Consider the following 22,531-nt stretch of genomic DNA (forward strand, 5'->3'; position numbering starts at 1 on the left):
GGCGGCCCGCGGTCGCGGCGCGGGCAACGGTGGGGACGGTCGGCGGCTCAACCCAGGAGGGAGCGGCCGATGATCTCCTTCATGATCTCGGTGGTGCCGCCGTAGATGGTCTGGATGCGCCCGTCGAGGAACGCCCGCGCCACCCGGTACTCGCTCATGTAGCCGTAGCCGCCGTGCAGCTGCAGACAGCGGTCGGCGACCCGCTTCTGGAGTTCGGTGGCCCACCACTTGGCCATCGAGGCGTGCACGGGATCGAGCCGGCCCGCGACGTGCTCGGTGACACAGCGGTCCAGGAAGGTGCGGGTGACCGCCGCCTCGGTGGCCATCTCGGCGATCTCGAAGCGGACGTGCTGGAGTTTGGCCAGCGGCCGGCCGAAGGCCTCGCGCTCCTTCACGTAGCGCGTGGTGATGTCGAGGATCTCCTCGGTCGCCGCCGCGGCGCCGACCGCGATGGCCAGACGCTCCTGGGCGAGGTTGCCCATCAGGTAGGTGAAGGCGCGGTTCTCCTCGCCGAGCAGGTTCTCCTTGGGGACGCGTACGTCGTTGAAGAACAGCTCGGCGGTGTCCTGGGCCTGCTGGCCGATCTTGGCGAGGTTGCGGCCTCGTTCGAAGCCGTCCGCGCCGCGTTCGACGACGAGCAGGCTCTGCCCGGCACTGCCGCCCTCGGGCGTGGTGCGGGCGACCACCACGACGAGGTCGGCGAGGATGCCGTTGGAGATGAAGGTCTTCGAGCCGTTGAGCAGGTAGTGGTCGCCGCGGTCGGTGGCCGTGGTGCGGATGCCCTGGAGGTCGGAACCGGCTCCGGGTTCGGTCATGGCGATGGCGGTGACGATGTCGCCGGAGACGAAGCCGGGCAGCCAGCGCCGCTTCTGTTCCTCGGTGGCGAGCCGGGTGAGGTACGGGCCGACGATGTCGTTGTGCAGGCTCAGGGCCAGTCCGGAGGCTCCGGCGCGGGCGAACTCCTCGATGAGGACGGCGCTGTAGCGGAAGTCGTCGCTGCCACCACCGCCGTACTCCTGGTCGACGGCCGGACCCAGCAGGCCCTGGCGGCCCGCCGAGTACCAGACTTCGCGGTCGACGACGCCGTTGCGTTCCCAGCGTTGGTGGTGCGGCGCCACCTCCTTGGCGAGGAAGGCGCGCACGGTGTCGCGGAAGGCCTCGTGATCGGGGCCGTACAGGTCTCGTCGGAAGGTCACAGCCATCCCCTCACTCGCTCGATCAGCCGGGCGGGGTCCGCTCCGACGGGCGTGACGTTGAGCATCGTCACGCCCGACTCGCGGAACGCCTCGACGCGTTCGCGGACGTGGCCCTCGGGGCCGGCCAGGCAGATCCGCGCCAGCAGTTCGGCGGGGACGGCGGTCTCCGCCTCCTTCCTGCGGCCCGCGAGGTAGTGCTCCTGGATGGCGGCCGCGGCGGCCTCGTAGCCGTAGGAGCAGATCAGGTCGTGGTAGAAGTTGCGGCCCGGGGCGCCCATGCCGCCTACGTACAGGGCGACGGTGGGGCGCATCAGGTCGTGGACCGCTTCGGCGTCGTCGTCGACGGCGAGCAGGCCGCCCGCCACGACCGCCAGCGGTCCGAGCGCGGGATCGCGCTTGGCGGCGCCCTCGGCCAGGGACGGACCCCACACCTGCGCGGCGTGTTCCGGCGCGTAGAGGAACGGCAGCCAGCCGTCGGCCAGTTCGGCGGTCATCCGGACGTTGGCCGGGCCGAGTGCGGCGACGTACACGGGGATGGTGTCGCGCACCGGGTGGGTGAGCAGCTTGAGGGGTTTGCCGAGCGTGCCGCCCTTCTCGGGTGGCAGGGGCAGATCGGTGATGCCGCGGTGCTCGATCACCTCGCGTCGCCAGATCCGCCGCGACAGCTCGATGACCTCGCGGGTGCGGCCCAGCGGGCGGTCGTAGCGGCGGCCGTGCCAGCCCTCGACGACCTGCGGCCCGGAGGCGCCGATGCCGAGGAGGGCCCGGCCGCCGGTGAGGGCGTCGAGTCCGGCGGCGGTCTGGGCGATCAGGGCGGGGCTGCGCGAGTAGACGTTCAGGACGGCCGAACCGATGCGCATGCGCTCGGTCCTGGCGGCCAGGTATCCCATGATCGTCGGTGAGTCGAAGCCGTACGCCTCGGCCACCCAGACGGCGTCGAGTCCGGCGGACTCCAGGGCGGCCGCCCGGTCCACGGCCGTCCGCGGGTCGCCCGTGTACTTCAGCGGTGAGGACAGTTCCATCAGCTGCGGTCCTTCGGGGGTTCGATCAGGTGGGGCAGGCCCCAGTCCCGGGCCACGTCGGCGGTGTGCGCGCCGGGTACGGCGGGCGGCAGGCGCAGGGTGCCGGGGGTGGCGGAGAAGCGGGGCGCGGGTGCGGGCTGGGTGACGCCGTGCGCCTCGGTGTAGGTGCCGCGGCCGGTCAGGTGCGGATGGTCCGCCGCCTCTCGCAGGGAGAGGACGGGGGCCACGCACGCGTCGGTGCCCTCGAAGACGGCCGTCCACTCCTCCCGGGAGGCGGTCTTGAAGCGTGCGGTGAACAGGGCTTGGAGCTCGGGCCAGTTGCGCGGGTCGGAGCGGTCCGGCAGGGCGTCCCCGGACAGGCCCAGCAGGGTGACGAAGGTGGTGTAGAAGGGCGGTTCCAGGGCGCCGACCGCCATCCAGCCGCCGTCGCCGGTCTCGTACACGCGGTAGTACGGGCAGCCTCCGTCGAGGAGGTTGGTCCCGCGGTCCTCGCGCCAGGTCCCCGCGGCGAGCATGCCCCAGAAGAGCGCGGTGAGGTGGGCCGTGCCGTCGACGATGGCCGCGTCCACCACCTGGCCGCGGCCGGTGGTGCGGGCGGTGAGCAGCGCGGCCAGGACGCCGGTGGTGAGGTAGAGGGAGCCGCCCGCGTAGTCGCCGAGCAGGTTGGCGGGGACGGCGGGCGGTCCGTCCGGTGCCCCGAGCATGGAGAGGGCGCCGGCCGTGGCGATGTAGCCGATGTCGTGTCCGGCCCGGGGCGCGAGCGGCCCCCGCTGGCCCCAGCCGGTCATCCGGCCGTACACCAGGGCGGGGTTGGCGGCCATGCACTCCTCGGGGCCGACCCCGAGCCGCTCCGCGACCCCGGGGCGGTATCCCTCCACCAGGATGTCGGCGCGTGCGGCCAGGGCCCGTACGGTCTCCGGTCCGCCGGGTGACTTGAGGTCGACCAGGACCGAGCGCTTGTTGCGGTTGGTCACGTCGTGGGCGGGGTCGCCGGCGAGGGGGCCGGGGGCGGGGCGGTCGACGCGCACCACGTCGGCGCCGAGGTCGCCGAGCAGCATCGCGGCGAACGGGCCGGGTCCGATACCGGCCAGCTCGAGAACGCGCACGCCGTCCAGCGGACCGGCGCAGGCCCGGGCGGGGGGATCAGGGGGGCGGTGGCTCATGGGTTCCTCTCTCGGGGCGCGGGGGGACTCGCCACCGCACGACCGGGACCTTACTGAGCGTTCGCTAAGAACGTAGAAGCGTCCCGTCGATCGGTCAACGCCCTGAACCACAGGACTTCGCCCGGTACTTGACGGCCGAAGGGGGCGGAGTCGCACACTTGCCCCGTGGATCCGCCGCTCCTCTCCCGCGATCGCTTATCGATCGCTAAGCTCCCGGGGAAGGCACTGATTCCGAGGAGACGTTGTTGAGCACCGAGCAGAGCCAGGACAGCACGGCCACGGCGCGGCACTGGCGTTCCTACGGACCGCTGGATCTGCACCCGATCCTGGTTCACGCCATGGAGGCCTTCAACGAGCACGGCTACCACGGCACTTCGGTCCGCAACATCGCCGGCCGGGTCGGCGTCACCGTGCCCGCGCTGTACTACCACTACGAGAACAAGCAGGCCCTGCTGGCCACCTTGCTGGAGACGTCCATCAAGGACGTCCTGGACCGTTGCCGGGCGGCGGCCGCGGAGGCGGGGCCCGCTCCGCTGGCGCGGTTCTGCGGCATGGTCGAGTCGATCGTGCTCTACATGGCCCACCGGAGGTCGCTGGCGTTCCTGGACACCGAGATACGCAGCCTGGAGCCGGCCAACCGGGCGCGTTACGTGGCCCTGCGCGACTACCTCCAGCACATGCTGCTCGACACGGTCGAAGCCGGGCGCGCCGAGGGCGTGTTCACCACCGACATCCCGGCCGACGCCGTGCGCGCGGTCCTGATCATGTGCCAGGGCGTCGCCAACTGGTTCCGCCCCGACGGGCCCCTCACCGCGGAACAGGTCGCCGAACGCCACGTCCTGCTGAGCCTGGGCACCGTGGGGCACCAACTGCCCGCCCCCGCGCCGCGGGCCCCGGCACCGTACGGCTCCCGATGACATCGACGAGAGGACGCCCCTCATGGACCAGCTCCAGGCCCGTACCCGCTTCCAGACGCTGCGCGAGACGAAGGGCCGGGTGGAGGCGGCCGCGCTGGACGAGGTGTGGGCCGTACTGGACACCGTCCGGCCCGAGGAGATCCTCGGCGAATGGAAGGGCGGCGAGTTCGACACCGGCCACCCGCTCAACGGCGAGCTGGCGAAGGCGGGCTGGTACGGCAAGACCTTCGCCTCGGTGCACGACGCCAAGCCGCTGATGTGCCGGGACTCGGCGGGCGAGCTGTACTCCGACGTGGAACTGGGCAAGGGCGAGGCCAGCCTGTGGACGGTGGAGTTCCGCGGCGAGTCGACGGCCACGATGGTCTACGACGGCCGGCCGGTCCTCGACCACTTCAAGCGGGTGGACGACACCACCCTCATGGGCATCATGAACGCCAAGGGCGTGCCCGCCGAGGGTCCTTACTACTACTTCTTCCTGGAGCGCGCGTGAGGCGTGCCCGTGCCGCGGTCGTCCGGGAGCCGGGCGCCCCGTTCACCGTCCTGGAGGTGGAGCTGGAGGACCCGCGTCCGCGCGAGGTGCTGGTCAGGATGACCGCGGCCGGGGTGTGCCACACGGATCTGGGCATCCAGGCCGGCTGGCCCCGGCGGCTGACCCCCATGGTCTTCGGCCACGAGGGCGCCGGCCGGGTCGAGGCGGTGGGCGCGGAGGTGACCGGTCTCGTGCCGGGGGACACCGTCTGCCTCACCTTCGCCAGCTGCGGCGGGTGCGGGCAGTGCACCGCGGGGCATCCCGCGTACTGCGACGCGGCGCGGGACCTCAACCTCTCCGGCGGGCGCGGGGACGGCAGCACCCCGCTCCGCCTGGACGGCGCCCCGCTGCACGGCGGCTTCTTCGGACAGTCCAGCTTCGCCACGTACGCCGTGGTCCACGAGCGCGGCGTGGTCAGGGTGCCCGCCGACCTGCCCGCGACGCTCGCGGCGCCCCTGGGGTGCGGAGGTCAGACGGGGGCGGGGACGGTGCTCAACCGGCTGCGCCCCGAGCCGGGCACCTCGCTCGTGGTGCTCGGGGCCGGCGGGGTGGGGCTGAGCGCGCTGATGGCCGCGGTGGCCGTGGGCTGCGACCCGGTGCTGGCCGTCGATCCGGTCGCCTCCCGGCGGGACCTGGCCCGCGCACTCGGGGCCAGGGCCGCCCTGCCGCCGGACGACGCTCTCGTCGCGGCGGTGCGGCAGCTCACCGACGGCGGGGCGCACCACGTGGTGGACACCACGGGCCGGCCCGGGATGCTCGACCGGGCCGTCGCGGCGCTGCGTCCACGCGGTGCGCTCGCCCTCCTCGGCCTCGGCGGTGAGGTGACGTTCGACATGACGCGCCTGATGACCAAGGGGGTCCGCCTGCACGGGGTGATGGAGGGCGACTCCGACCCCGCCCGCTTCGTCCCGGAGCTGATCGCCCTGCACCGGCGGGGGCTCTTTCCGGTGGACCGGTTGGTCACCACCTTCGCCTTCGAGGAGATCGGCGCCGCCGTCGCCGCCATGCGCGACGGAAGCGCGGTGAAGCCGGTCCTCACCTTCTCCTGAGGGCGGCACGGCCGACCGGGGGGACGGGCGCCGGGGGACGGGCGCCGGGGCCGCGGCGGACCTGCGGACCAGGTGCCGGGAAGGCCGGGGCGGCCCGGGAGAGGTGTGGTTGACTGAAGCGCATGGTCCCGCCCCCGCATCCGCATCCGCCCGTCCGGCCGTGACCACCGATCCGACCACGGCCGCCCGGCCCCGCAACCGCAGGCAGCTCATCGTCGAGGCGGCGGGCCGGGTCTTCAGCGAACGCGGCTACCACCGGGCGTCCATGGAGGAGATCGCCGCGGGCGTCGGCATCACCGCGGCGGCCCTGTACCGGCACTTCCCGAACAAGTACGCGCTCTTCGCCGAGTGTGCCGACGTCATGGCCCAGGGGCTGGTGGCCGCGCTCGACGAGGTGCCGCCCGGGGCGCCCCTGACGGATGTGCTCGACGCCGTCGCCGGGGTCACGGTCGCGTACCGGGCGTCGGGGGGCGTGTACCGGTGGGAGGCCCGCTACCTCAACCGTGAGGACCGCAGGCGCCTGCGGGCGAAGTTCGGGCGGATCGTCGGGCGGGTCGACGAGGCGGTGCGGCGGGAGTACCCGCCGGCCGACGAGCGGCTGCGGGCCGTGGCCGCCCTGGGGGCGATCGGTTCCGTCACGATGCACCGCACCTCGATCGCCGCGCGCCGGGCGGAGAGCCTGTTGTCGGCGTCGGCGCTGCGCGTGGCCGCCGCCGGCCCGGCCGCGGCGGGCGACGGCGTCCGCCCGGTAGAACTGCCCGCCCAGCCGGTGCCGCGCACCCGGCGGGCGGAGATCCTCGCCGCCGCCGTGCCGCTGTTCGCGCGGGACGGGTTCGCCAACGTCACCAACGGCCAGATCGCGCGGGAGGTGGGGCTGGCCCCGTCGGCGCTCTACCGCCACTACTCCGGCAAGGTCGACATCCTGGCGGCGGCGTGCCTCCAGGCGGCGGGTCTGCTGGCCCAGGGAGTGGAGCGGAGCCTGCGCGAGGTGACCGGCCCGCACGAGGCCGTGGCCGCGCTGGCGGCCACCTACGTGGCCTACAGCTTCGAGTACACCGCGCTCAACAGCGTCGCCGAGGCCGAGTTGGCCGGGTTGCCCGCGGATCTGCGGCGGCCCCTGATCCACGCGCAGCGGGAGCACATCGCCGTCTGGGAGCAGCAGTTGCGGCTGGCCCGTCCGGAACTCGACCCGCGTCAGGCCCGGGTGCTGGTGCACGCGGGGTTCGGGGTGGTGGTCGAGGCCGGCCGCAGCCTGCGCTGGCGGGACGGCCCCGACCACCGTGGCGCCGTGACCGCGCTGGTCGTGGCGGCCCTGGGCCTGTGAGCGGGCGGCCGGGCGGGCCGGTGGGTCAGCCCGGCCTGTTGCCGGTGGGGATGGTGATCGGGGTGGTGGCCCCGGAGGAGCCCTTGTTGAGGAACAGCATGGCCAGGGCGCGCACGAACTGGTCGACCAGGTAGAAGGTGCCGGGCATGATCGGCGACAGTCCCTCCCGGAACTTGATGTACGCGGGCCACGCGGTGCGGACCAGGGCCGCCGCCACCGGGTCGCGCCGCAACCCCAGCCAGTCGCCGACCTCGTCGCTGAGGACGTAGCGCACGAACTCGTTCAGGAACCCGCGGGTGACGCCGAGGTCGATCTGCGCGGTCAGGCCGAGCAGCTCCTCGGCGAGCTTGATGCCCTCGGTCGTCGGGGCGAGGATCGGGGTCAGCACCTGCGCGGACTGCGCCTCCGCGGCCGCCCAGGTCTTGGGGATGTACTCGTCCGGCACCCCCAGCAGGTGGAGGGCGACCTGCCAGGAGTGCAGGAACGCCTCCTGGTCCGCGGCCGGGAACGGGACCTTCCACTCGATCAGCTTGCTGCGCACGTAGGTTCCCAGGCTGTGGAAGGTGACCAGGATGTCGGCGGCACTGATCGGGATGTCCTGGTCCGCGCCGGACGTCCAGTGCGGCGACCGCGGCAGCAGGTGCCGGACGGCGGCGTGCACCAGCCGGGTCTTGTTGGCGGTGACGACGAACTGCCCGGTCGGCTCGAACGCCTTCAGCTGGGACAGGTCGTAGCCGAAGGTGAACGTCTTGGCGGCGCGGTCCTGCATGTCGGCGCCGCCCGCCGACCAGTAGACGCTCCTGGCCTCGCGCGGGATGACGGTGCTCATGATGCCGCCGCCGAGGCCGTACAGCATGAACAGGTACGTGTCCCGGCGCCGGTTGAAGTCGGCCGCGCGGGTCAGCTTGGTCCGGTCGGCCCAGGACGGCAGCCGGTTGACCTGCCGCAGATGCGCGGTGAGCTCCGCCGGGAATCCGCCGGGCAGCGGGTCGGCGTTGTTCACCCACCCGGCCATCGCGGTGTTGATCGACGGAACGCTGCCGTTCTCGAGCAGCGCGGCCATCAGGGGGTCCGTCGCGCTGTCCCACACGTACTCCGGATCGGCGCCCGTGCCGGCGCCGGCCACCGAGTCCGCCGACGGCCACGCCCACGCCTTCGCGCCGTCCGCCACGCCCACGAGCCCGAGCGCGACACCGAGCGACAGGACTCCTCGCCTGCTGAGATTCTCCATTGACTTAACCCGCTTCCCTGGGGGTCAGACGGTTCAGTGAGCCGTTCTCGCACGTCAGTTGAGTGACCACCACACTTCGAGTCCTGCCGAGTGATGTGATTTCTCATTAACATAGCGAGGCGGGAAGGCGTGAGCAATGGGCGTGACGGAGGGTTCGTCGGGGCCGCGTCACAGGCATGGGGGCGGTTCGACGGGCGCGGCCCGATCCGCGGCAGGGGCCCGTGCCGGGCGGGGTGCGCCGACGCGGCGCAGACGGGAAGGTCTCGCGAATGCGGTCGGACATGGACAGCGACATGGCTTGCCGACCATCTAATTAGACTGTACTGTAAAGTCTAGATTCCGACTCGGGGAGGATCGGACGACGCCTACCTCAAGACACCCCGAGGGCCGTACGACGGCGGCGCGGCGACGCCCCGACCGGTCATGGCGATGTGGATACGAGCGAGGGATGAGATGGCATGTCCGAGCAGCTGAACGCGGACCGGCCGAAGACCCGGCGCAAGGAGCCCGCCGGACGTGGCTCGGCCTCCGAGCAGAAGATCCTCGCGGCGGCGAAGGAACTCTTCCTGGCCGACCGCTACGACGGTGTCAACCTGGAGCGGATCGCCGCGCGCGCCGGAGTCTCACGGCAGACCGTCTACAACCGGTTCGGTTCGAAGGAGACGGTCTTCCGGGAGATGGTCCGCCACCATTGGTCGGCGTTCGCCGGCCCGGGCCGGGACATCGCCGAGTGCGGGCCCGACGCGAGCGCCGAGGAGGTCCTGCGAGGGTTCGCCCAGTCGCTCCAACACTTCGCCACCGAGACCGACCAGATCCGTTTCGCCCAGCTCGTGGTGACCGAATCCGCACGCCTGCCATGGATCGCGGACGAGTTCTACCGGCTGGGGAAGGGGCCGGTCGTGGTCACGTTCGCCGACTGCCTCGACAGCCTGGTCCGCCGAGGCCTGCTTCGATGCCCGGACACTCATCTGGCAGCACGTCAGTTCATGGGGCTCGTCCAGGAGTTCCTCGTCTGGCCGAGGGTCATGGCCTTCGAGGAGGAGGTTGCCGGTCAGGCACCGCCGGAGGTGGTGATCGAGGAAGCGGTACTCACCTTCCTGGCCCGCTACGCACCCGCGGCAGACGGGCCTGGGCAGTCCGTCTGACCAGCCCGCCGCGCGACCGTGGCACCGGTGTCCGATTCCGTGCCCGACCCGTCCCACCCACGCTCAAGGACCTGCAATGACCGCAGACACCATTACCCTCGGCGACGTCGAGATCGCACGCGTCATCGAGTGGTCCGGCCCCATCCGCACCGCCCGCTTCATCATTCCGGACAGCGACGAGGAGACATGGCGTCGTAACCGGGGGTGGCTCGAGCCGGACTTCTGGACTCCGGCCGATGATGCCTACCGCTGCCACGTCCAGACCTGGGTCCTGCGCAGCGAGGGCAAGACCGTTCTGGTGGACACCGGCATCGGGAACGACCGGGAGCGCCCGCAGATTCCGCAGTTCGCGGGGCTGAAGACGGACTTCCTCGCCCGCCTGAACGCGGTCGGCGTCGCACCCGAAGACGTCGACGTCGTTGTCAACACGCACATCCACTACGACCACGTCGGCTGGAACACCGAGTTGCGCGACGGCGCATGGGTCCCCACCTTCCCCAACGCCGTCTACCTGATACCCCGCCCCGACGACCTGTACTTCGACCCGGAAGGCGCCCGCCGCGGCCGGGCACCACGCGACGAGCACGAACGCGTCCGCTGGGAGGGCAGCAAGCTCGTCTACAACGACAGCATCGCCCCCGTCCACCGGGCCGGACAGGCGGTGCTGTGGGAGGACGACCACCGCATCGACGGCAACCTGCGGCTGGAGGCCGCACCGGGCCACACTCCGGGATCGTCCGTCGTCACGCTGCGATCGGGCACGGACCGCGCCGTCTTCGTCGGGGACATGGTGCACAGTCCCGTCCAAGTCCTCAACCCCGGATGGAACAGTTGCTTCTGCGACGACCTCCAGCTCGCGGCCAAGACCCGCACCTCCTACCTCTCCCGCGCTGCCGAGCTGCGTGAACTCGTCGTCCCGGCCCACTGGCCCGGCCACGGAGCCGCCGAAGTCCGGCAGGACGGTGACGGCTTCGCCATCAGCGAATGGGCCGCGTTCCCGCGCGGCTGAACCCGGCGGGCAACCAGGTCCGCCCCGACCCGGCGGCGACGCGGAGGGGCGGTAGGCGGCAGCTTGGTCCTTCTCCGTAACACGCTCCGGGAGACACTCCAGCGCCGGAGCATCTCCCCGGCTCGTCCCCGGCCGGTGTCAGCCCTCGCCCGCGAGCCCGAGCTCGCTCCTGCTCTTCCCGGCCGCACTGCGAGCGGTCTCGAGGCGCCGCCACGGGTGGGCGATCGGCTGGGAGACCGCCCGCCACCACGCCTCCCCCGGCAGCTCCCCCGCCGGCTCGAACGGCTCCCCCGGCCGCGGGAACGCCACCGGCTGACCGGCCTCCTCGGCCGCGTCCTTCGTCCACTCCCCCGGCTCCGCCCACGCGTGCGGCGCCAGGTTGAAGGTGCCCCAGTGGATCGGCAGCAGGGCGCCGTGCGGACCGCCGCCCTGGAGGTCGAGGTGGGCACGGACGCCCTCCTCGGGCGTCATGTGGATGTCCGGCCAGAACTCGGCGTACGCCCCGAGCTGGATCATCGTGGCGTCGAAGGGGCCGTGCGCGGCGCCGATGTCGCGGAATCCGTCGAAGTAGCCGGTGTCACCGCTGTGGTACACGCGGTGCTCGGCACCGGCGACGACCCAGGACGCCCAGAGGGTGTGCTGGGTGTTGCGCAGCCCGCGCCCGCAGAAGTGCCGGGCCGGGGTGGCGGTGAGGGTGAGGCCGCCGACGCGCGTCGACTCGTGCCAGTCCAGCTCGCGCAGCCGGTCGGGGGAGACACCCCAGTGTTCGAGGTGGCCGCCGACGCCGAGCGGCACGGCGAACACGGTGTCCGTGCCGGCCAGTGCCTTGATGGTGGGCATGTCCAGGTGGTCGTAGTGGTCGTGGGAGATGACGACCACGTCGACCGGGCCCAGGGCGGCCAGTGGCAGCGGGACCGGATGCAGGCGCTTGGGGCCGGCGAAGGGGAAGGGGGAGCAGCGCTCGCCCCACACCGGGTCGAAGAGCACGCGCTGCCCGTCGATCTCGGCGAGCACGCTGGAGTGGCCCATCCAGGTCAGCCGGAGCCCGGTGGCGGGCGGCCGGGCGAGGTCGGCCAGGGTGGTGGCGTGTACCGGGACCGGTCCCTGCGGGGACCGGCGCAGCCGCGCCTCCTTGTTGAAGTAGATCTTGGCGAATTCGGCGGCCGATCCGGAGGGCCGGGTCCGTGCCGTGCCTCCGGGGTTCTGGAAGACGCCGTCGCGGAAGTGCGGCGATCTGCGGATGCGCGCCATGCGCTCACCGCTCGGGTCGGCGCCGAAGGCCGCGGGCCGGGGCACGCTGAACCCGGGACTCGGGGAACGGAAAGCGGCCACGGTACCTCCAGGTGGAGTGGTTCAGGCTCTCATTATGGTCGTCTCGTCCTACGCCACCTCGAACGACGGATGTGACATCCGTGTTCCCCGGTCCGCAGCGACCGGGCAGGGCGTCGGCGCACGTCGTGGCGCCTGTATAGGGTGACGTGCGTGGGGAGAGTGCGGTTGAGCGTGGCGGAGCGGCGCGAGGAGCTGCTGGGCGCCGCCATCGAGCAGATATCGGCGCGGGGCGTGGCGGCGTTGCGGATCGCCGACGTGGCCGCGGCGCTCGGCGTCAGCAACGCCCTGGTGCTCTACCACTTCTCCACGAAGGAGCGCCTGGTCGCCGCCGCGTTCACGCGTGCCGCCGAGGACGACCTCGCCCAGCTGCGGGGGCTGCTCGCCCGTCGCACGTCGGCGCTGCGCCGGCTGCGGGCGGCCGTGCGGTGGTACGCGCCGACCGGGCCGGCCAAGGGCTGGCGGCTGTGGATCGAGGGCTGGGCGGCGGCGCCGCGCGAGCCCGCGCTGCGGGAGGTCACCCGCGAGCTGGACCGCCAGTGGAAGGCGGCGATCGCCGAGGTCATCGCCGAGGGCGTGGCCGCCGGTGAGTTCTCCTGCGCCGAGCCGGACGCCGCGGCCCTGCGGCTGACGGCGTTGCTGGACGGGCTGGCGGTGCAGCTCACCTCGTACACGGGCACGGTGTCGCGGGCCCGGGCGCAGGAGTGGGTGGACGACGCCCTGGCCCGGGAACTGGGCCTGGAGCGGGCGGCGTTGACACCGACGCGGCGCTAGCGCCCGTCCGGACGCCGGCCCGTCCCGGACACCGGCCCCTCGGGATACCGGCCCCTCGGGACGCCGGCCCGCCGGTGCGCCGGGACCGCACCGGCCTCCGCGTCAGGCCACCGCGGCGATCCGCGTCTTGATGGCGTCCGGCGACAGCGTCCCCTTGGCCGTCACGTGGTCGCCCGACGACTCGCCCCGCAGCCGGCGCCCGATCCACGGCACCAGGTACTCGCGCGCCCAGTGCACGTCGTCGCGCCGGACGTCGAGCGTGCCGCGCGGCGGCAGGGGCGGCCAGGGCTGGTCAGGGTCGGCCGGGACGCGCAGGCCCAGGGCCTGCCCCGCGCGCAGCGCCACCCGGGTGTGCCCCTCCGGCGACAGGTGCAGCCGGTCGGCGTCCCACGCCCTGCGGTCCTGGACGCTCCGCAGCGACCACAGGTCGAGGACCGGGCAGCCGTAGCGGTCGGCGATGGCGCGGACGTGCCCGTTGTACGTGGCGATCTTGCCGCGCAGGTGCTTGAGGACGGGTACCCCCCGGGTGTCGAACCCGGTGGTTACCAGGACGGTTCCGGCCGCGGCGGTCAGCGCGGCCACCGCCAGCTCGAACCGCTCGGCGACCTCGTCGGGATCGGTGCCGGGCCGGATGATGTCGTTGCCGCCCGCCGCGAACGAGACGAGGTCGGGCGCGAGTCCGACGACCCGCGGGACCTGTTCCGCCACGATCTGGTCGAGGAGCCTGCCGCGCACGGCGAGGTTCGTGTACGTGAAGTCGCCCTCGGGGCGCCGGTCCGCGAGCAGTACGGCGAGCCGGTCGGCCCAGCCGACGAACGCCCCGTCGGGGCCGGGGTCGCCGACGCCCTCGGTGAAGCTGTCCCCCACCGCCACGTACGACCCGATCACTGCTCTGCTGTCACTCTTCGAATCGTCTGCCACATCGGCCCATGATTCACCTTGGAATGTGACCTACGCGACCGTAGGAAGGGATTGACGGGCGGTGAGAAAGGCCACGCCTAAAGTATTCGTCAATTCCGGAATACGGCGAGGGGCCTGTACGGCGCGCGCACCGGGTCCGGACACGCCGAAGGCCGGACCCGGGGATCGGGGTCCGGCCTTCGGTGCGCGGGGGCCGCGCGGAACCGGTCGTCAGACGGAGACGCCGTGCGAGCGCAGGAACGCCAGCGGGTCGATGTCCGAGCCGTAGTCCGGCGTGGTGCGGATCTCGAAGTGCAGGTGCGGGCCGGTCACGTTGCCGGTGGCACCCGAGAGGCCGACCTGCTGACCCGCCGTCACCGACTGACCGGTGGAGACGGAGAGCGAGGAGAGGTGGGCGTACTGGGCGTAGTGGCCGTCGGCGAGCTGGATGACGACCTGGTTGCCGTACGCGCCGCCCCAGCCGGCGGAGACGACGGTGCCCGCGCCGACGGCCTTGAGGGAGGTGCCGGTCGGGACGACGAAGTCGGTGCCGGTGTGGTAGCCGCTGGACCACATGCTGCCGGACTGGTGGTACGGGGTGCCGACGGTGCCGCCCGCGACGGGGGAGGTGTAGCCGCTGGTGGTGCCCGTGGACTGGCTGCCGGTGTCCGAGGAGGAGGCCTTCTCGGCGTCCGTCGACTTCTGGGCCGGCTTCGCGGCGGTCTTCTCCGCAGGCTTCTCGGCGGACTTCTGCGCGGGCTTCTGCGACTGCGCGGAGGACGGCGCCGACGGCTTGGCGGCCTGGCCGTCGATCGAGAGCTTGAGACCGGGGTGGATCAGCGACGGGTCGGAACCGACGGCCTCGCGGTTGTCCGCGTAGAGCTTCTTCCAGCCGCCGTCGACGTCCTGCTCGTCGGCGATCTTCGAGAGGTAGTCGCCGCTCTTCACGGTGTAGGTGCGCGAGTCGGAGTTCTTCTCGGCGGCGGCCTTCTTGGCGGACGCCGGAACGGACTGCACGGCCTGCTCGGAAACGGAGTGCGCGGGAGCGGCGTTGGCGGCGGCGGCACCCATCAGCGGGAGCGCGAGCGCGGCGCCACCGGTCCCGGCGACGGCGATGGTGCGGGTCAGGCGCATGGCCCTGGTACGGCGGTGCTTACCCTTCGCGGGCATGGTGAATTCCTCTCCGGCGCCTGCGAGGTGAGCTGTCGGGTGCGGGCTGGAGATGCCCGGCCGCGCCGGAGCGCGGCTTTACCCCAAGCCGTTCCGGGAACCGGAACAGGCAGTTCTACCTGTGGGTCCCCCGCTCCTGCCGTGTACGGGTGGTCGATGAGTGCGGGCTCCGGTCGGCGGCAGGATTAGGCGTCCGTCCGGATCGGTGGTGAACGTAAGGGACCAAGACGCACAGGGACAAGCGAAGGGTTCCCCCGGCAGGTGTTCCGATTGATCCTTTACGGGAATATCCGGTAACCCTGCGTCGATTTCCGTCGCGCGCTTTTGCTTAAAGCCCCTTGAGAAACAGTTGAATTACGTGAACATGACGGGCAACGCACGGTCACGGATATGACGCTGCTCACGCGCCTCACCTTCACCCTCCGCCATTTCAGGGCCAGTTGTTATTAAGCCACCAATTCGGACAGAAGGCTCTAATCGGCCCGGAATATCCCTCGGGGCTCCATTTCGCGCCCGGGTGATGCCGTATCGTCGGGTGGAGCCCGCCGGCGAGCAGCGGCGGCGGGGCGGAGTGGGAGGAGCCCCCGTGACGCAGCAGGTCCCGTCGACCGAACCCGAGCTGACCGGCGTGCGCAACTTCCGGGACGTGGGCGGACTGCCGACCGTGGACGGGCGGCGGGTGCGGCAGGGGGTGCTGTTCCGCAGCGGTCACCTGGCTCACGCCACCGGGGAGGACGCCGCGTTCCTGGCCTCGCTGGGCCTGCACACGATCTTCGACTTCCGCAACGCGGCCGACCAGAAGCTCGAGGGCCCGGACGTCGACCTGCCGGGCGTGCGCAATGTGAACCTGCCGCTGAGCGACCCGGCCGACGGCGCCGAGTTCTGGAAGATGGTCCGTGACGGCGACCTCGACCAGCTGCGCGAGATCCTGGCCGACGGCAAGGCCGCGGACCGGATGATCGGCTCCTACCGCGCGATCGTCACGGAGCGCACCGCGGAGCACTCCCGCATCCTGCACGCGCTCGCCGAGGACAGCGTCCCGGCCCTGATGCACTGCGCCGCCGGAAAGGACCGCGCGGGCCTGTCGATCGCCGTCACGCTGCTCGCCCTGGGTGTCGAGCGCGAGGCCGTCGTCGAGGACTACCTGAAGTCGAACGCCGCGCACCGCCGCTACAAGGTGCGCCGCAGCGGTTCCGCGGCCTCGGCCTACTCCCCCGAGGTCATGGAGCTGCTCAGCCCTCTGTTCGACGCGCGCGCCGAGTACCTGGCGGCGGCCTTCGAGACCGTCGAGGAGACGTGGGGCGGCGTCGACGCCTATCTGGAGCAGGGCCTGCGCCTCACTCCCGCGACCCGGGAGCGGCTGCGCGAGCGGATGCTGGACTGACCCACCCGCCCGCGCCCGGCGCTACTTGGCGCCCACCTCGAACAGCAGGTAGAGGAAGCCGCCGAAGACGTGCCCCAGGGCGATGTAGACGATCAGCCGCACCCACAGGGCGCGCGGGAACTTCTCCTGCATGGTGCTCATGGCGTCTCTCCAGGGGTCGGGCCGAGGCACAGGGCGGCCGTCGGGCTCTGCAGCAGGGTGTGGACGAACAGCAGCTCGACCCCGTCGGGGTCCTGCGCGGCGATCCGGTGCGGGGTCATCGAGTCGAAGTGGGCGCTGTCCCCCGCGGTGAGCCGGTGCTCGGTGTCCCCGAGGCGCAGTCGCAGCCGGCCCCGCAGGACGTGCAGCCACTCCTCGCCGGGGTGCACCCGCACGACGTCGCCCTGGGAGCCGTACGGAACCTGGACGCGCAGGGCCTGCATGCCGCAGCCCGGCGCTCCGGCCCGCCAGTACGTCCAGCCGCCCGCGGCGGTGGGTTCCATGTCGGCGGCGCGCACGACGGCGTCCCGGTCCGCGGCCGACTCGCCCAGCAGCTCGGCGACGGTCGTACCGTAGACCCGGGCGAGGGAGAGCAGCATCGGCAGCGAGGGCTGGCGCTGCCCGGTCTCCAGGCGGGAGAGGTGGGCGGGCGAGAGCCCTGCGGCGCGGGCGGCGGCCTCCAGGGTGAGGGCGGCCCGCCGCCGCAGCTCACGCAGCTGGGGCGCGACGGCGGCGACCGCCCCCTCGGCGGGGCCGGTCTCGGAGGAGCTCATGCCTCCATTCAGCCCGAATCTTGCCCGCCAGGCAAATTCCTTGCCTCAGAGGCAAAAGACCCGGAGGGTGCGCTCAGCGGTTGGCCACCGCCTGCTTGACCAGGGTCTTCCCGAAGTCCCACATCAGGCCACCGCCATGGTGCGCGTCCTCCATCACCTCCGTGAAGGCGTCGACGAACCGGTCGGCGTCGTCGGTGTCGACGATCAGCGGCGGGATCAGCTTGATCACCTCCAGGTGGTCGCCGGACACCTGGGTCAGGATCCGGTGCCGTTGCAGCAGCGGCACGACCACCATCTGCGCGAACAGTCCCTTCCGCGCCGCCTGTAGCATCGTCCAGCGGCTGCGCAGCTTCAGGGACCTGGGCCGGCCGAACTCGATGCCGATCATCAGTCCGCGGCCCCGGACGTCGGCGAGCAGCTCGTAGCGGTCCACCAGCTCCGCAAGCCGGGACTTCAGCCGCTCCCCCACCGCCGCGGCGTTCGCGACGATCTCCTCGTTCTCCATCACCGACAGCACCGCGAGCCCGGCGGCCATGGCCTGTGCGTTGGACCCGAAGCTCGCCGAGTGGACCTGCACGCGGTCCATCGAGGAGTACACCTTCTGGAAGATCCAGTCCTTGCCCAGGGTGGCCCCCACCGGGACGTATCCGCCGGACAGCGCCTTGGCCACGCAGACCAGGTCGGGCTCCACCCCGTCCGAGTGCTGGTAGGCGTAGAACTTGCCGGTCCGGCCGAGGCCCGTCTGCACCTCGTCGGCGATCAGCAGCGCCTTGTGCCGGTGCAGCAGCTCCTGCGCGGCGAGCAGGTAGCCGGGCGGGGCCTCGTGCACGCCCTTGCCCTGGACCGGCTCCACGATCAGGGCGGCCACGTCGCCCTTCTTCAGCTCCCGCGCCAGGGCGTCGAGGTCGCCGAGCGGGACGGCGGTGTCGGGCAGCAGCGGTGCGAAGCCCTTGCGGAAGCCGTCCTCTCCGTTGACGGAGAGGGAGCCGGCCGTCAGTCCGTGGAAGGCGTGCGGGCAGTACAGGATCCGCTGTCTGCCGGTCGCGTACCGGGCGAACTTCAGCGCGGTCTCGACGGCCTCGGTGCCGCTGTTGCCGAAGAAGACGCGGTCCAGGTGCGGGCTGTAGGAGAGCAGCTTCTCGGCCAGCAGGCCCGGCAGCAGCGGGCAGTCGAAGCGGGTCAGGTCGGCGAGCGAGGCGTCGAGCACGTCGTGCAGCGCCTTGCGGACGACCGGGTGGTGGCGGCCCAGGCCCATCACCGCGAACCCGGCGAGCATGTCCAGGTAGTCGTTGCCGTCCGCGTCCCAGAAGTGCGCGCCCTCGGCCCGCTCGTAGACCTTGTCGAAGCCGATGGTGTGCAGCATGCGCGGCAGCTGGTGGTTGAGGTGCCTGGCGTGCAGCTCGTACCGCTCGGCCCCGCGCTCGGCCAAGAGCGCGGCGAGGTCGAACTCCTTGGTCATTCAGTTCTCTCCTTGCGCTGGCATGACGATCCGTCCGTCGCCGGACATCCGTCCGTCGCCGGGCTGTTCCACTGCCGGTCCACCCGCCCGGTCCCCGGCCGGCTCGGCGAGGGCCAGACTCGCGGCGATCCGCCCGGCGACGTCGACCGGGGTGAGGCCGATGTCCGCGAGCACCTCGGCGCGCTTGGCGTGCGCGAGGAACTGCTCGGGGATGCCGAAGCGGCGCACGGGGACGTCGACCTCGGCGTCGCCGAGCGCCAGCGCCACCGCGGAACCGACCCCGGCGGCCCGGCTGTTGTCCTCGACCACGGCGACCAGCCGGTGCCGGGCCGCGAGCGGTGCGAGCGCCGGGTCGACCGGCTTGACCCAGCGCGGGTCGACGACGGTGCAGCCGATGCCGCGGGCCTCGAGGAGTTCGGCGGCCCCGAGGCAGACGGGTGCCATCACGCCCACCGCCACGAGCAGCACCTCGGACCGGTTGGCGGCGTGCAGGACGTCCAGGCCGCCGATCCGGTCGACGGCGGGTACGGCGGGGCCGACGGACTCCTTCGGGAAGCGCAGCAGCGTCGGCGCGTCGTCCACGGCGACCGCCTCGCGCAGCTGGGCGCGCAGCTGGTCGGCGTCGCGCGGGGCGGCGATCCGCAGTCCGGGGACGACCTGGAGGACGGACATGTCCCACATGCCGTTGTGCGAGGCGCCGTCGACGCCGGTGACGCCGGCCCGGTCCAGGACGAAGGTGACGCCGCAGCGGTGCAGGGCCACGTCCATCAGGAGCTGGTCGAAGGCGCGGTTGAGGAAGGTGGCGTAGACGGCGACGACCGGGTGCAGTCCGCCGGTGGCGAGGCCGGCGGCGGAGACGGCGGCGTGCTGCTCGGCGATGCCGACGTCCCAGACCCGGTCGGGGAACCGTTCGGCGAAAGGGGCGAGACCGACCGGGTGCAGCATGGCCGCGGTGATCGCCACCACGTCCGCGCGCTCCTCGCCGATCCGGACGATCTCCTCACCGAACACGGAGGTCCAGGACGGCCCGCCCGCCGGGCCGAGCGGCTCGCAGGTGAGCGGGTCCATCACGCCGACCGTGTGGAAGTGGTCCTCCTCGTCGCGCAGGGCGGGCTCGTAGCCGCGGCCCTTCTCGGTGAGGCAGTGCACGAGCACCGGGCCGTGGAAGCGCTTCGCGCGGCGGAGCGCCGACTCGACGGCGCCGATGTCGTGCCCGTCGATCGGACCGAGGTACTTCAGTCCCAGGTCCTCGAAGAGCCCCTGCGGGGCGAAGGCGTCCTTGAAGCCCTTCTTGGCGCCGTGCAGGGCCTCGTAGACGGTGTGGCCCACCACGGGCGTGCGCTGGAGCACGTCCTTGCCCCAGGCCAGGGCCCGCTCGTAGCCGTCGGTGGTGCGCAGGGTCGCCAGGTGGTTGGCGAGGCCGCCGATGGTCGGCGCGTACGAGCGTTCGTTGTCGTTGACGACGATGATCAGTGGCCGGTCCCTGGCCGCCGCGATGTTGTTCAGCGCCTCCCAGGCCATGCCGCCGGTGAGCGCGCCGTCACCGATGACGGCGACGACGTGGCTGCGCTCCCCCTGCACCTGGCGGGCCTTGGCGAGGCCGTCGGCCCAGCCGAGGACGGTGGAGGCGTGGCTGTTCTCGATGACGTCGTGCGCGGACTCCTCGCGCGAGGGGTAGCCGGACAGGCCGCCCTTGCTCCGCAGCTTGGAGAAGTCCTGACGTCCGGTCAGGAGTTTGTGCACATAGCTCTGATGGCCGGTGTCCCACAGGATGCGGTCGTCCGGCGACTCGAAGACCCGGTGCAGGGCGACGGTGAGTTCCACCACGCCGAGGTTGGGTCCGAGGTGACCGCCGGTGCGGGCGACCGCGTGCACCAGGAAGTCACGTATCTCGTCGGACAGTTCACCGAGTTCCGCCTCGGACAGCGCCTTCAGGTCGCGTGGTCCCCGGATGTTCTCCAGAATCGTCACGCTCGGGCCCCCTTCGGTCCGCGTTTCAGCTCACGGTGACGGCCGGCGCCCCCGAGGCGCCGTCCTTCTCCATCTGCTCCGCGATCCTCATCGCCTCCTCGATGAGGGTCTCCACGATCTTCGACTCGGGCACGGTCTTGACGACCTCGCCCTTGACGAAGATCTGCCCCTTGCCGTTGCCGGAGGCGACGCCGAGGTCCGCCTCGCGGGCCTCACCGGGGCCGTTGACGACGCAGCCCATGACGGCCACGCGCAGCGGCACCTCCATGCCCTCCAGCCCGGCGGTGACCTCCTCGGCCAGCTTGTAGACGTCGACCTGGGCGCGGCCGCAGGACGGGCAGGAGACGATCTCCAGCCGGCGTTCCCTCAGCCCCAGCGACTGGAGGATCTGGATGCCGACCTTGATCTCCTCGACCGGCGGGGCGCTGAGCGACACCCGGATGGTGTCGCCGATGCCCTGCGAGAGCAGCGCGCCGAAGGCGACGGCGGACTTGATGGTGCCCTGGAACGCGGGCCCGGCCTCCGTCACCCCCAGGTGCAGCGGGTAGTCGCACTGGGCGGCGAGCTGGCGGTAGGCCTCGACCATGACGACCGGGTCGTTGTGCTTGACCGAGATCTTGATGTCGCGGAAGTCGTGCTCCTCGAAGAGCGACGCCTCCCAGAGGGCGGACTCGGCGAGGGCCTCGGGGGTCGCCCTGCCGTACTTCTGGAGCAGGCGGCGGTCGAGGGAGCCGGCGTTCACACCGATGCGGATGGGCGTGCCGTGGTCCTTCGCCGCCTTGGCGATCTCCTTGACCTTGTCGTCGAACTGCTTGATGTTGCCCGGGTTCACCCGGACCGCCGCGCAGCCGGCCTCGATCGCGGCGAAGACGTACTTGGGCTGGAAGTGGATGTCCGCGATCACCGGGATCTGCGACTTCCTCGCGATGACGGGCAGCGCGTCGGCGTCGTCCTGGGTGGGGCAGGCCACCCGGACGATCTGGCAGCCCGACGCCGTCAGCTCGGCGATCTGCTGGAGCGTGGCCCCGATGTCGGACGTACGGGTGGTCGTCATCGACTGCACCGACACCGGAGCCCCGCCCCCGACCGCCACCGGCCCGACCTGGATCCGCCGCGACACGCGCCGCTCGGCGATCGGCCGGACCGGTACCCCGGGGAGCCCCAAGGGGATGGCGGTCACGACGTCACTCCCGGTTCCCGGAGACCGTCTCCCGCATGGCGCGCAGGGACTCCTTGAGCGAGCCCATGGTGGCCAGGACGGCGGTGGGCTCGTAGCCGCAGTGCGCCATGCAGTTGTCGCAGCGCGGGTCCTTGCCGCGGCCGTACTTGTCCCAGTCGGTCTCCTCGATCAGCTCCCGGTACGTCGGGACGTAGCCGTCGCTCATCAGGTAGCAGGGGCGCTGCCAGCCGAAGAGGGAGTAGTTCGGGATCGCCCACGCGGTGCACGGGAAGTCGACCTTGCCCTCGAGGAAGTCGAGGAACAGCGGGGAGTGGTTGAGCCGCCAGCGGGCCCGGTTGCCGCCCGAGAAGGCCTTCTTGAACAGCTCGCGGGTCTGCTCCACGCCCAGGAAGTGCTCCTGGTCGGGTGCCTTCTCGTAGGCGTAGGCGGGCGAGATCATCATCTCGTCGACCTTGAGGTCGTCGTTGAGGAAGTTGAGCACCTCGACGATGGTCTGCGGGGTGTCGGTGTTGAAGAAGGTCGAGTTGGTGGTCACCCGGAAGCCGCGCCGCTTGGCCTCCTTGATGGCCTCCACGGCCTCGTCGAACACGCCCTCCTTCGCCACGGACTCGTCGTGCCGCTCGCGCAGTCCGTCGATGTGCACCGCGAAGGCGAAGTACGGCGAGGGCTTGAACTTGTCCATCTTCTTGCGCATGAGCATGGCGTTGGTGCAGAGGAAGACGTACTTCCGCTTGGCCACCAACTGCCGGACGATCTCGTCGATCTGCGGGTGCATCAGGGGCTCGCCGCCGGCGATGGAGACCATCGGCGCGCCCGATTCCAGCACCGCCCCGACGGCCTGTGCGACCGGCATGCGCTGCTTGAGCACACCGGCGGGGTGCTGGATCTTGCCGCATCCCTCGCACGCCAGGTTGCAGGCGAAGAGCGGTTCCAGCTCCACGATGAGCGGGAACTTGTCCCGTCGGCGAATCTTCTGTTCGGCCAGGTATGTAGCGACCTTGATGGACTGGCGCAGCGGCATGGCCAT

Annotated in this window: 21 protein-coding genes and 1 riboswitch; of the genes, 8 read left to right on the top strand and 13 right to left on the bottom strand. The window is 71.8% G+C overall.

Annotation, left to right across the window (positions count from 1 at the left end; translation table 11 throughout):
- Window positions 1–47: 47 nt before the first annotated feature.
- From R2E43_RS04515 to R2E43_RS04525, 3 genes are read right to left on the bottom strand one after another with little or no spacing between them, the layout of a single operon-like run.
- A complete protein-coding gene (locus tag R2E43_RS04515; protein ID WP_332055927.1) occupies window positions 48–1,196 on the bottom strand; it encodes a long-chain specific acyl-CoA dehydrogenase in 1,149 nt (382 codons plus the stop codon).
- Window positions 1,193–2,218 carry an LLM class F420-dependent oxidoreductase gene (locus tag R2E43_RS04520; protein ID WP_332055928.1) on the bottom strand — a complete coding sequence of 342 codons (1,026 nt, stop codon included), beginning with the start codon at window positions 2,216–2,218 and terminating at the stop codon, window positions 1,193–1,195. Before R2E43_RS04520 ends, R2E43_RS04515 begins: the two co-directional genes overlap by 4 nt.
- Complete coding sequence (locus tag R2E43_RS04525) at window positions 2,218–3,381, bottom strand: CaiB/BaiF CoA transferase family protein (protein ID WP_332055929.1); 1,164 nt, start codon at window positions 3,379–3,381, stop codon at window positions 2,218–2,220. The genes R2E43_RS04520 and R2E43_RS04525 overlap by 1 nt, the downstream gene beginning before the upstream one ends.
- Window positions 3,382–3,626: 245 nt before the next feature.
- Here R2E43_RS04525 and R2E43_RS04530 point away from each other — a divergent pair, with 245 nt between their 5' ends.
- The 4 genes from R2E43_RS04530 to R2E43_RS04545 all read left to right on the top strand — a co-directional run bounded on the left by R2E43_RS04530 (window position 3,627) and on the right by R2E43_RS04545 (window position 7,200).
- A complete protein-coding gene (locus R2E43_RS04530) occupies window positions 3,627–4,298 on the top strand; it encodes a TetR/AcrR family transcriptional regulator (RefSeq protein WP_030873136.1) in 672 nt (223 codons plus the stop codon).
- 22 nt (window positions 4,299–4,320) lie between these two features.
- A complete protein-coding gene (locus tag R2E43_RS04535; protein ID WP_030873137.1) occupies window positions 4,321–4,788 on the top strand; it encodes a DUF4334 domain-containing protein in 468 nt (155 codons plus the stop codon).
- On the top strand, window positions 4,785–5,876 hold the full coding sequence (locus R2E43_RS04540) for an NAD(P)-dependent alcohol dehydrogenase (protein WP_332055930.1): 1,092 nt from the start codon (window positions 4,785–4,787) through the stop codon (window positions 5,874–5,876). The genes R2E43_RS04535 and R2E43_RS04540 overlap by 4 nt, the downstream gene beginning before the upstream one ends.
- Window positions 5,877–6,036: 160 nt before the next feature.
- Window positions 6,037–7,200, top strand: a complete 1,164-nt coding sequence (locus R2E43_RS04545; protein WP_332055931.1) for a TetR/AcrR family transcriptional regulator — start codon at window positions 6,037–6,039, stop codon at window positions 7,198–7,200.
- 25 nt (window positions 7,201–7,225) lie between these two features.
- On the opposite strand, the gene R2E43_RS04550 is transcribed toward R2E43_RS04545, so the two are convergent.
- Window positions 7,226–8,431, bottom strand: a complete 1,206-nt coding sequence (locus R2E43_RS04550) for an oxygenase MpaB family protein (RefSeq protein WP_189285516.1) — start codon at window positions 8,429–8,431, stop codon at window positions 7,226–7,228.
- Window positions 8,432–8,889: 458 nt separating this feature from the next.
- Here R2E43_RS04550 and R2E43_RS04555 point away from each other — a divergent pair, with 458 nt between their 5' ends.
- Together R2E43_RS04555 and R2E43_RS04560 are read left to right on the top strand one after the other, a co-directional pair.
- Window positions 8,890–9,576: a TetR/AcrR family transcriptional regulator gene (locus R2E43_RS04555; protein ID WP_030873143.1), complete on the top strand. Its 687-nt coding sequence runs from the start codon at window positions 8,890–8,892 to the stop codon at window positions 9,574–9,576.
- Window positions 9,577–9,652: 76 nt separating this feature from the next.
- A complete protein-coding gene (locus R2E43_RS04560; RefSeq protein ID WP_030873145.1) occupies window positions 9,653–10,585 on the top strand; it encodes an MBL fold metallo-hydrolase in 933 nt (310 codons plus the stop codon).
- A 138-nt stretch (window positions 10,586–10,723) separates the two neighbouring features.
- Here the strand turns inward: R2E43_RS04560 and R2E43_RS04565 are convergent, their stop codons facing one another.
- Window positions 10,724–11,917 (bottom strand): MBL fold metallo-hydrolase, encoded by a 1,194-nt coding sequence (locus R2E43_RS04565; protein ID WP_030873148.1) that lies wholly within the window; start codon window positions 11,915–11,917, stop codon window positions 10,724–10,726.
- Between the two features lie 150 nt (window positions 11,918–12,067).
- Between R2E43_RS04565 and R2E43_RS04570 the strand changes: the two genes are divergently transcribed.
- Entirely contained in the window at window positions 12,068–12,688 is a 621-nt protein-coding gene (locus R2E43_RS04570; RefSeq protein WP_106518767.1) for a TetR/AcrR family transcriptional regulator, read from the top strand.
- A gap of 102 nt (window positions 12,689–12,790) precedes the next feature.
- Here the strand turns inward: R2E43_RS04570 and R2E43_RS04575 are convergent, their stop codons facing one another.
- Together R2E43_RS04575 and R2E43_RS04580 are read right to left on the bottom strand one after the other, a co-directional pair.
- Window positions 12,791–13,576, bottom strand: a complete 786-nt coding sequence (locus tag R2E43_RS04575) for an SGNH/GDSL hydrolase family protein (RefSeq protein WP_003972223.1) — start codon at window positions 13,574–13,576, stop codon at window positions 12,791–12,793.
- A 243-nt stretch (window positions 13,577–13,819) separates the two neighbouring features.
- Window positions 13,820–14,758: a M23 family metallopeptidase gene (locus tag R2E43_RS04580; RefSeq protein WP_193487471.1), complete on the bottom strand. Its 939-nt coding sequence runs from the start codon at window positions 14,756–14,758 to the stop codon at window positions 13,820–13,822.
- 2 nt (window positions 14,759–14,760) lie between these two features.
- Window positions 14,761–14,920: riboswitch (cyclic di-AMP (ydaO/yuaA leader) on the bottom strand.
- Window positions 14,921–15,344: 424 nt separating this feature from the next.
- Here R2E43_RS04580 and R2E43_RS04585 point away from each other — a divergent pair.
- Window positions 15,345–16,142 (top strand): tyrosine-protein phosphatase, encoded by a 798-nt coding sequence (locus R2E43_RS04585; RefSeq protein WP_016327864.1) that lies wholly within the window; start codon window positions 15,345–15,347, stop codon window positions 16,140–16,142.
- Window positions 16,143–16,163: 21 nt separating this feature from the next.
- Here the strand turns inward: R2E43_RS04585 and R2E43_RS04590 are convergent, their stop codons facing one another.
- The 6 genes from R2E43_RS04590 to hpnH all read right to left on the bottom strand — a co-directional run bounded on the left by R2E43_RS04590 (window position 16,164) and on the right by hpnH (window position 22,531).
- The gene (locus tag R2E43_RS04590) at window positions 16,164–16,283 is read right to left on the bottom strand and encodes a DUF6126 family protein (protein WP_011031171.1); all 120 of its coding nucleotides are present in this window, start codon (window positions 16,281–16,283) and stop codon (window positions 16,164–16,166) included.
- On the bottom strand, window positions 16,280–16,894 hold the full coding sequence (locus R2E43_RS04595) for a helix-turn-helix domain-containing protein (protein WP_332055932.1): 615 nt from the start codon (window positions 16,892–16,894) through the stop codon (window positions 16,280–16,282). The genes R2E43_RS04590 and R2E43_RS04595 overlap by 4 nt, the downstream gene beginning before the upstream one ends.
- 73 nt (window positions 16,895–16,967) lie before the next feature.
- Window positions 16,968–18,353: an aspartate aminotransferase family protein gene (locus tag R2E43_RS04600; protein ID WP_332055933.1), complete on the bottom strand. Its 1,386-nt coding sequence runs from the start codon at window positions 18,351–18,353 to the stop codon at window positions 16,968–16,970.
- Window positions 18,354–20,324 (bottom strand): 1-deoxy-D-xylulose-5-phosphate synthase, encoded by a 1,971-nt coding sequence (gene dxs / locus R2E43_RS04605; RefSeq protein WP_030873152.1) that lies wholly within the window; start codon window positions 20,322–20,324, stop codon window positions 18,354–18,356.
- A gap of 25 nt (window positions 20,325–20,349) precedes the next feature.
- On the bottom strand, window positions 20,350–21,504 hold the full coding sequence (ispG, locus tag R2E43_RS04610; protein WP_191851372.1) for a flavodoxin-dependent (E)-4-hydroxy-3-methylbut-2-enyl-diphosphate synthase: 1,155 nt from the start codon (window positions 21,502–21,504) through the stop codon (window positions 20,350–20,352).
- 4 nt (window positions 21,505–21,508) lie between these two features.
- Window positions 21,509–22,531: an adenosyl-hopene transferase HpnH gene (hpnH, locus tag R2E43_RS04615; protein ID WP_030872948.1), complete on the bottom strand. Its 1,023-nt coding sequence runs from the start codon at window positions 22,529–22,531 to the stop codon at window positions 21,509–21,511.

The organism is Streptomyces violaceoruber, from assembly GCF_033406955.1.
GTDB lineage: Bacteria > Actinomycetota > Actinomycetes > Streptomycetales > Streptomycetaceae > Streptomyces > Streptomyces violaceoruber.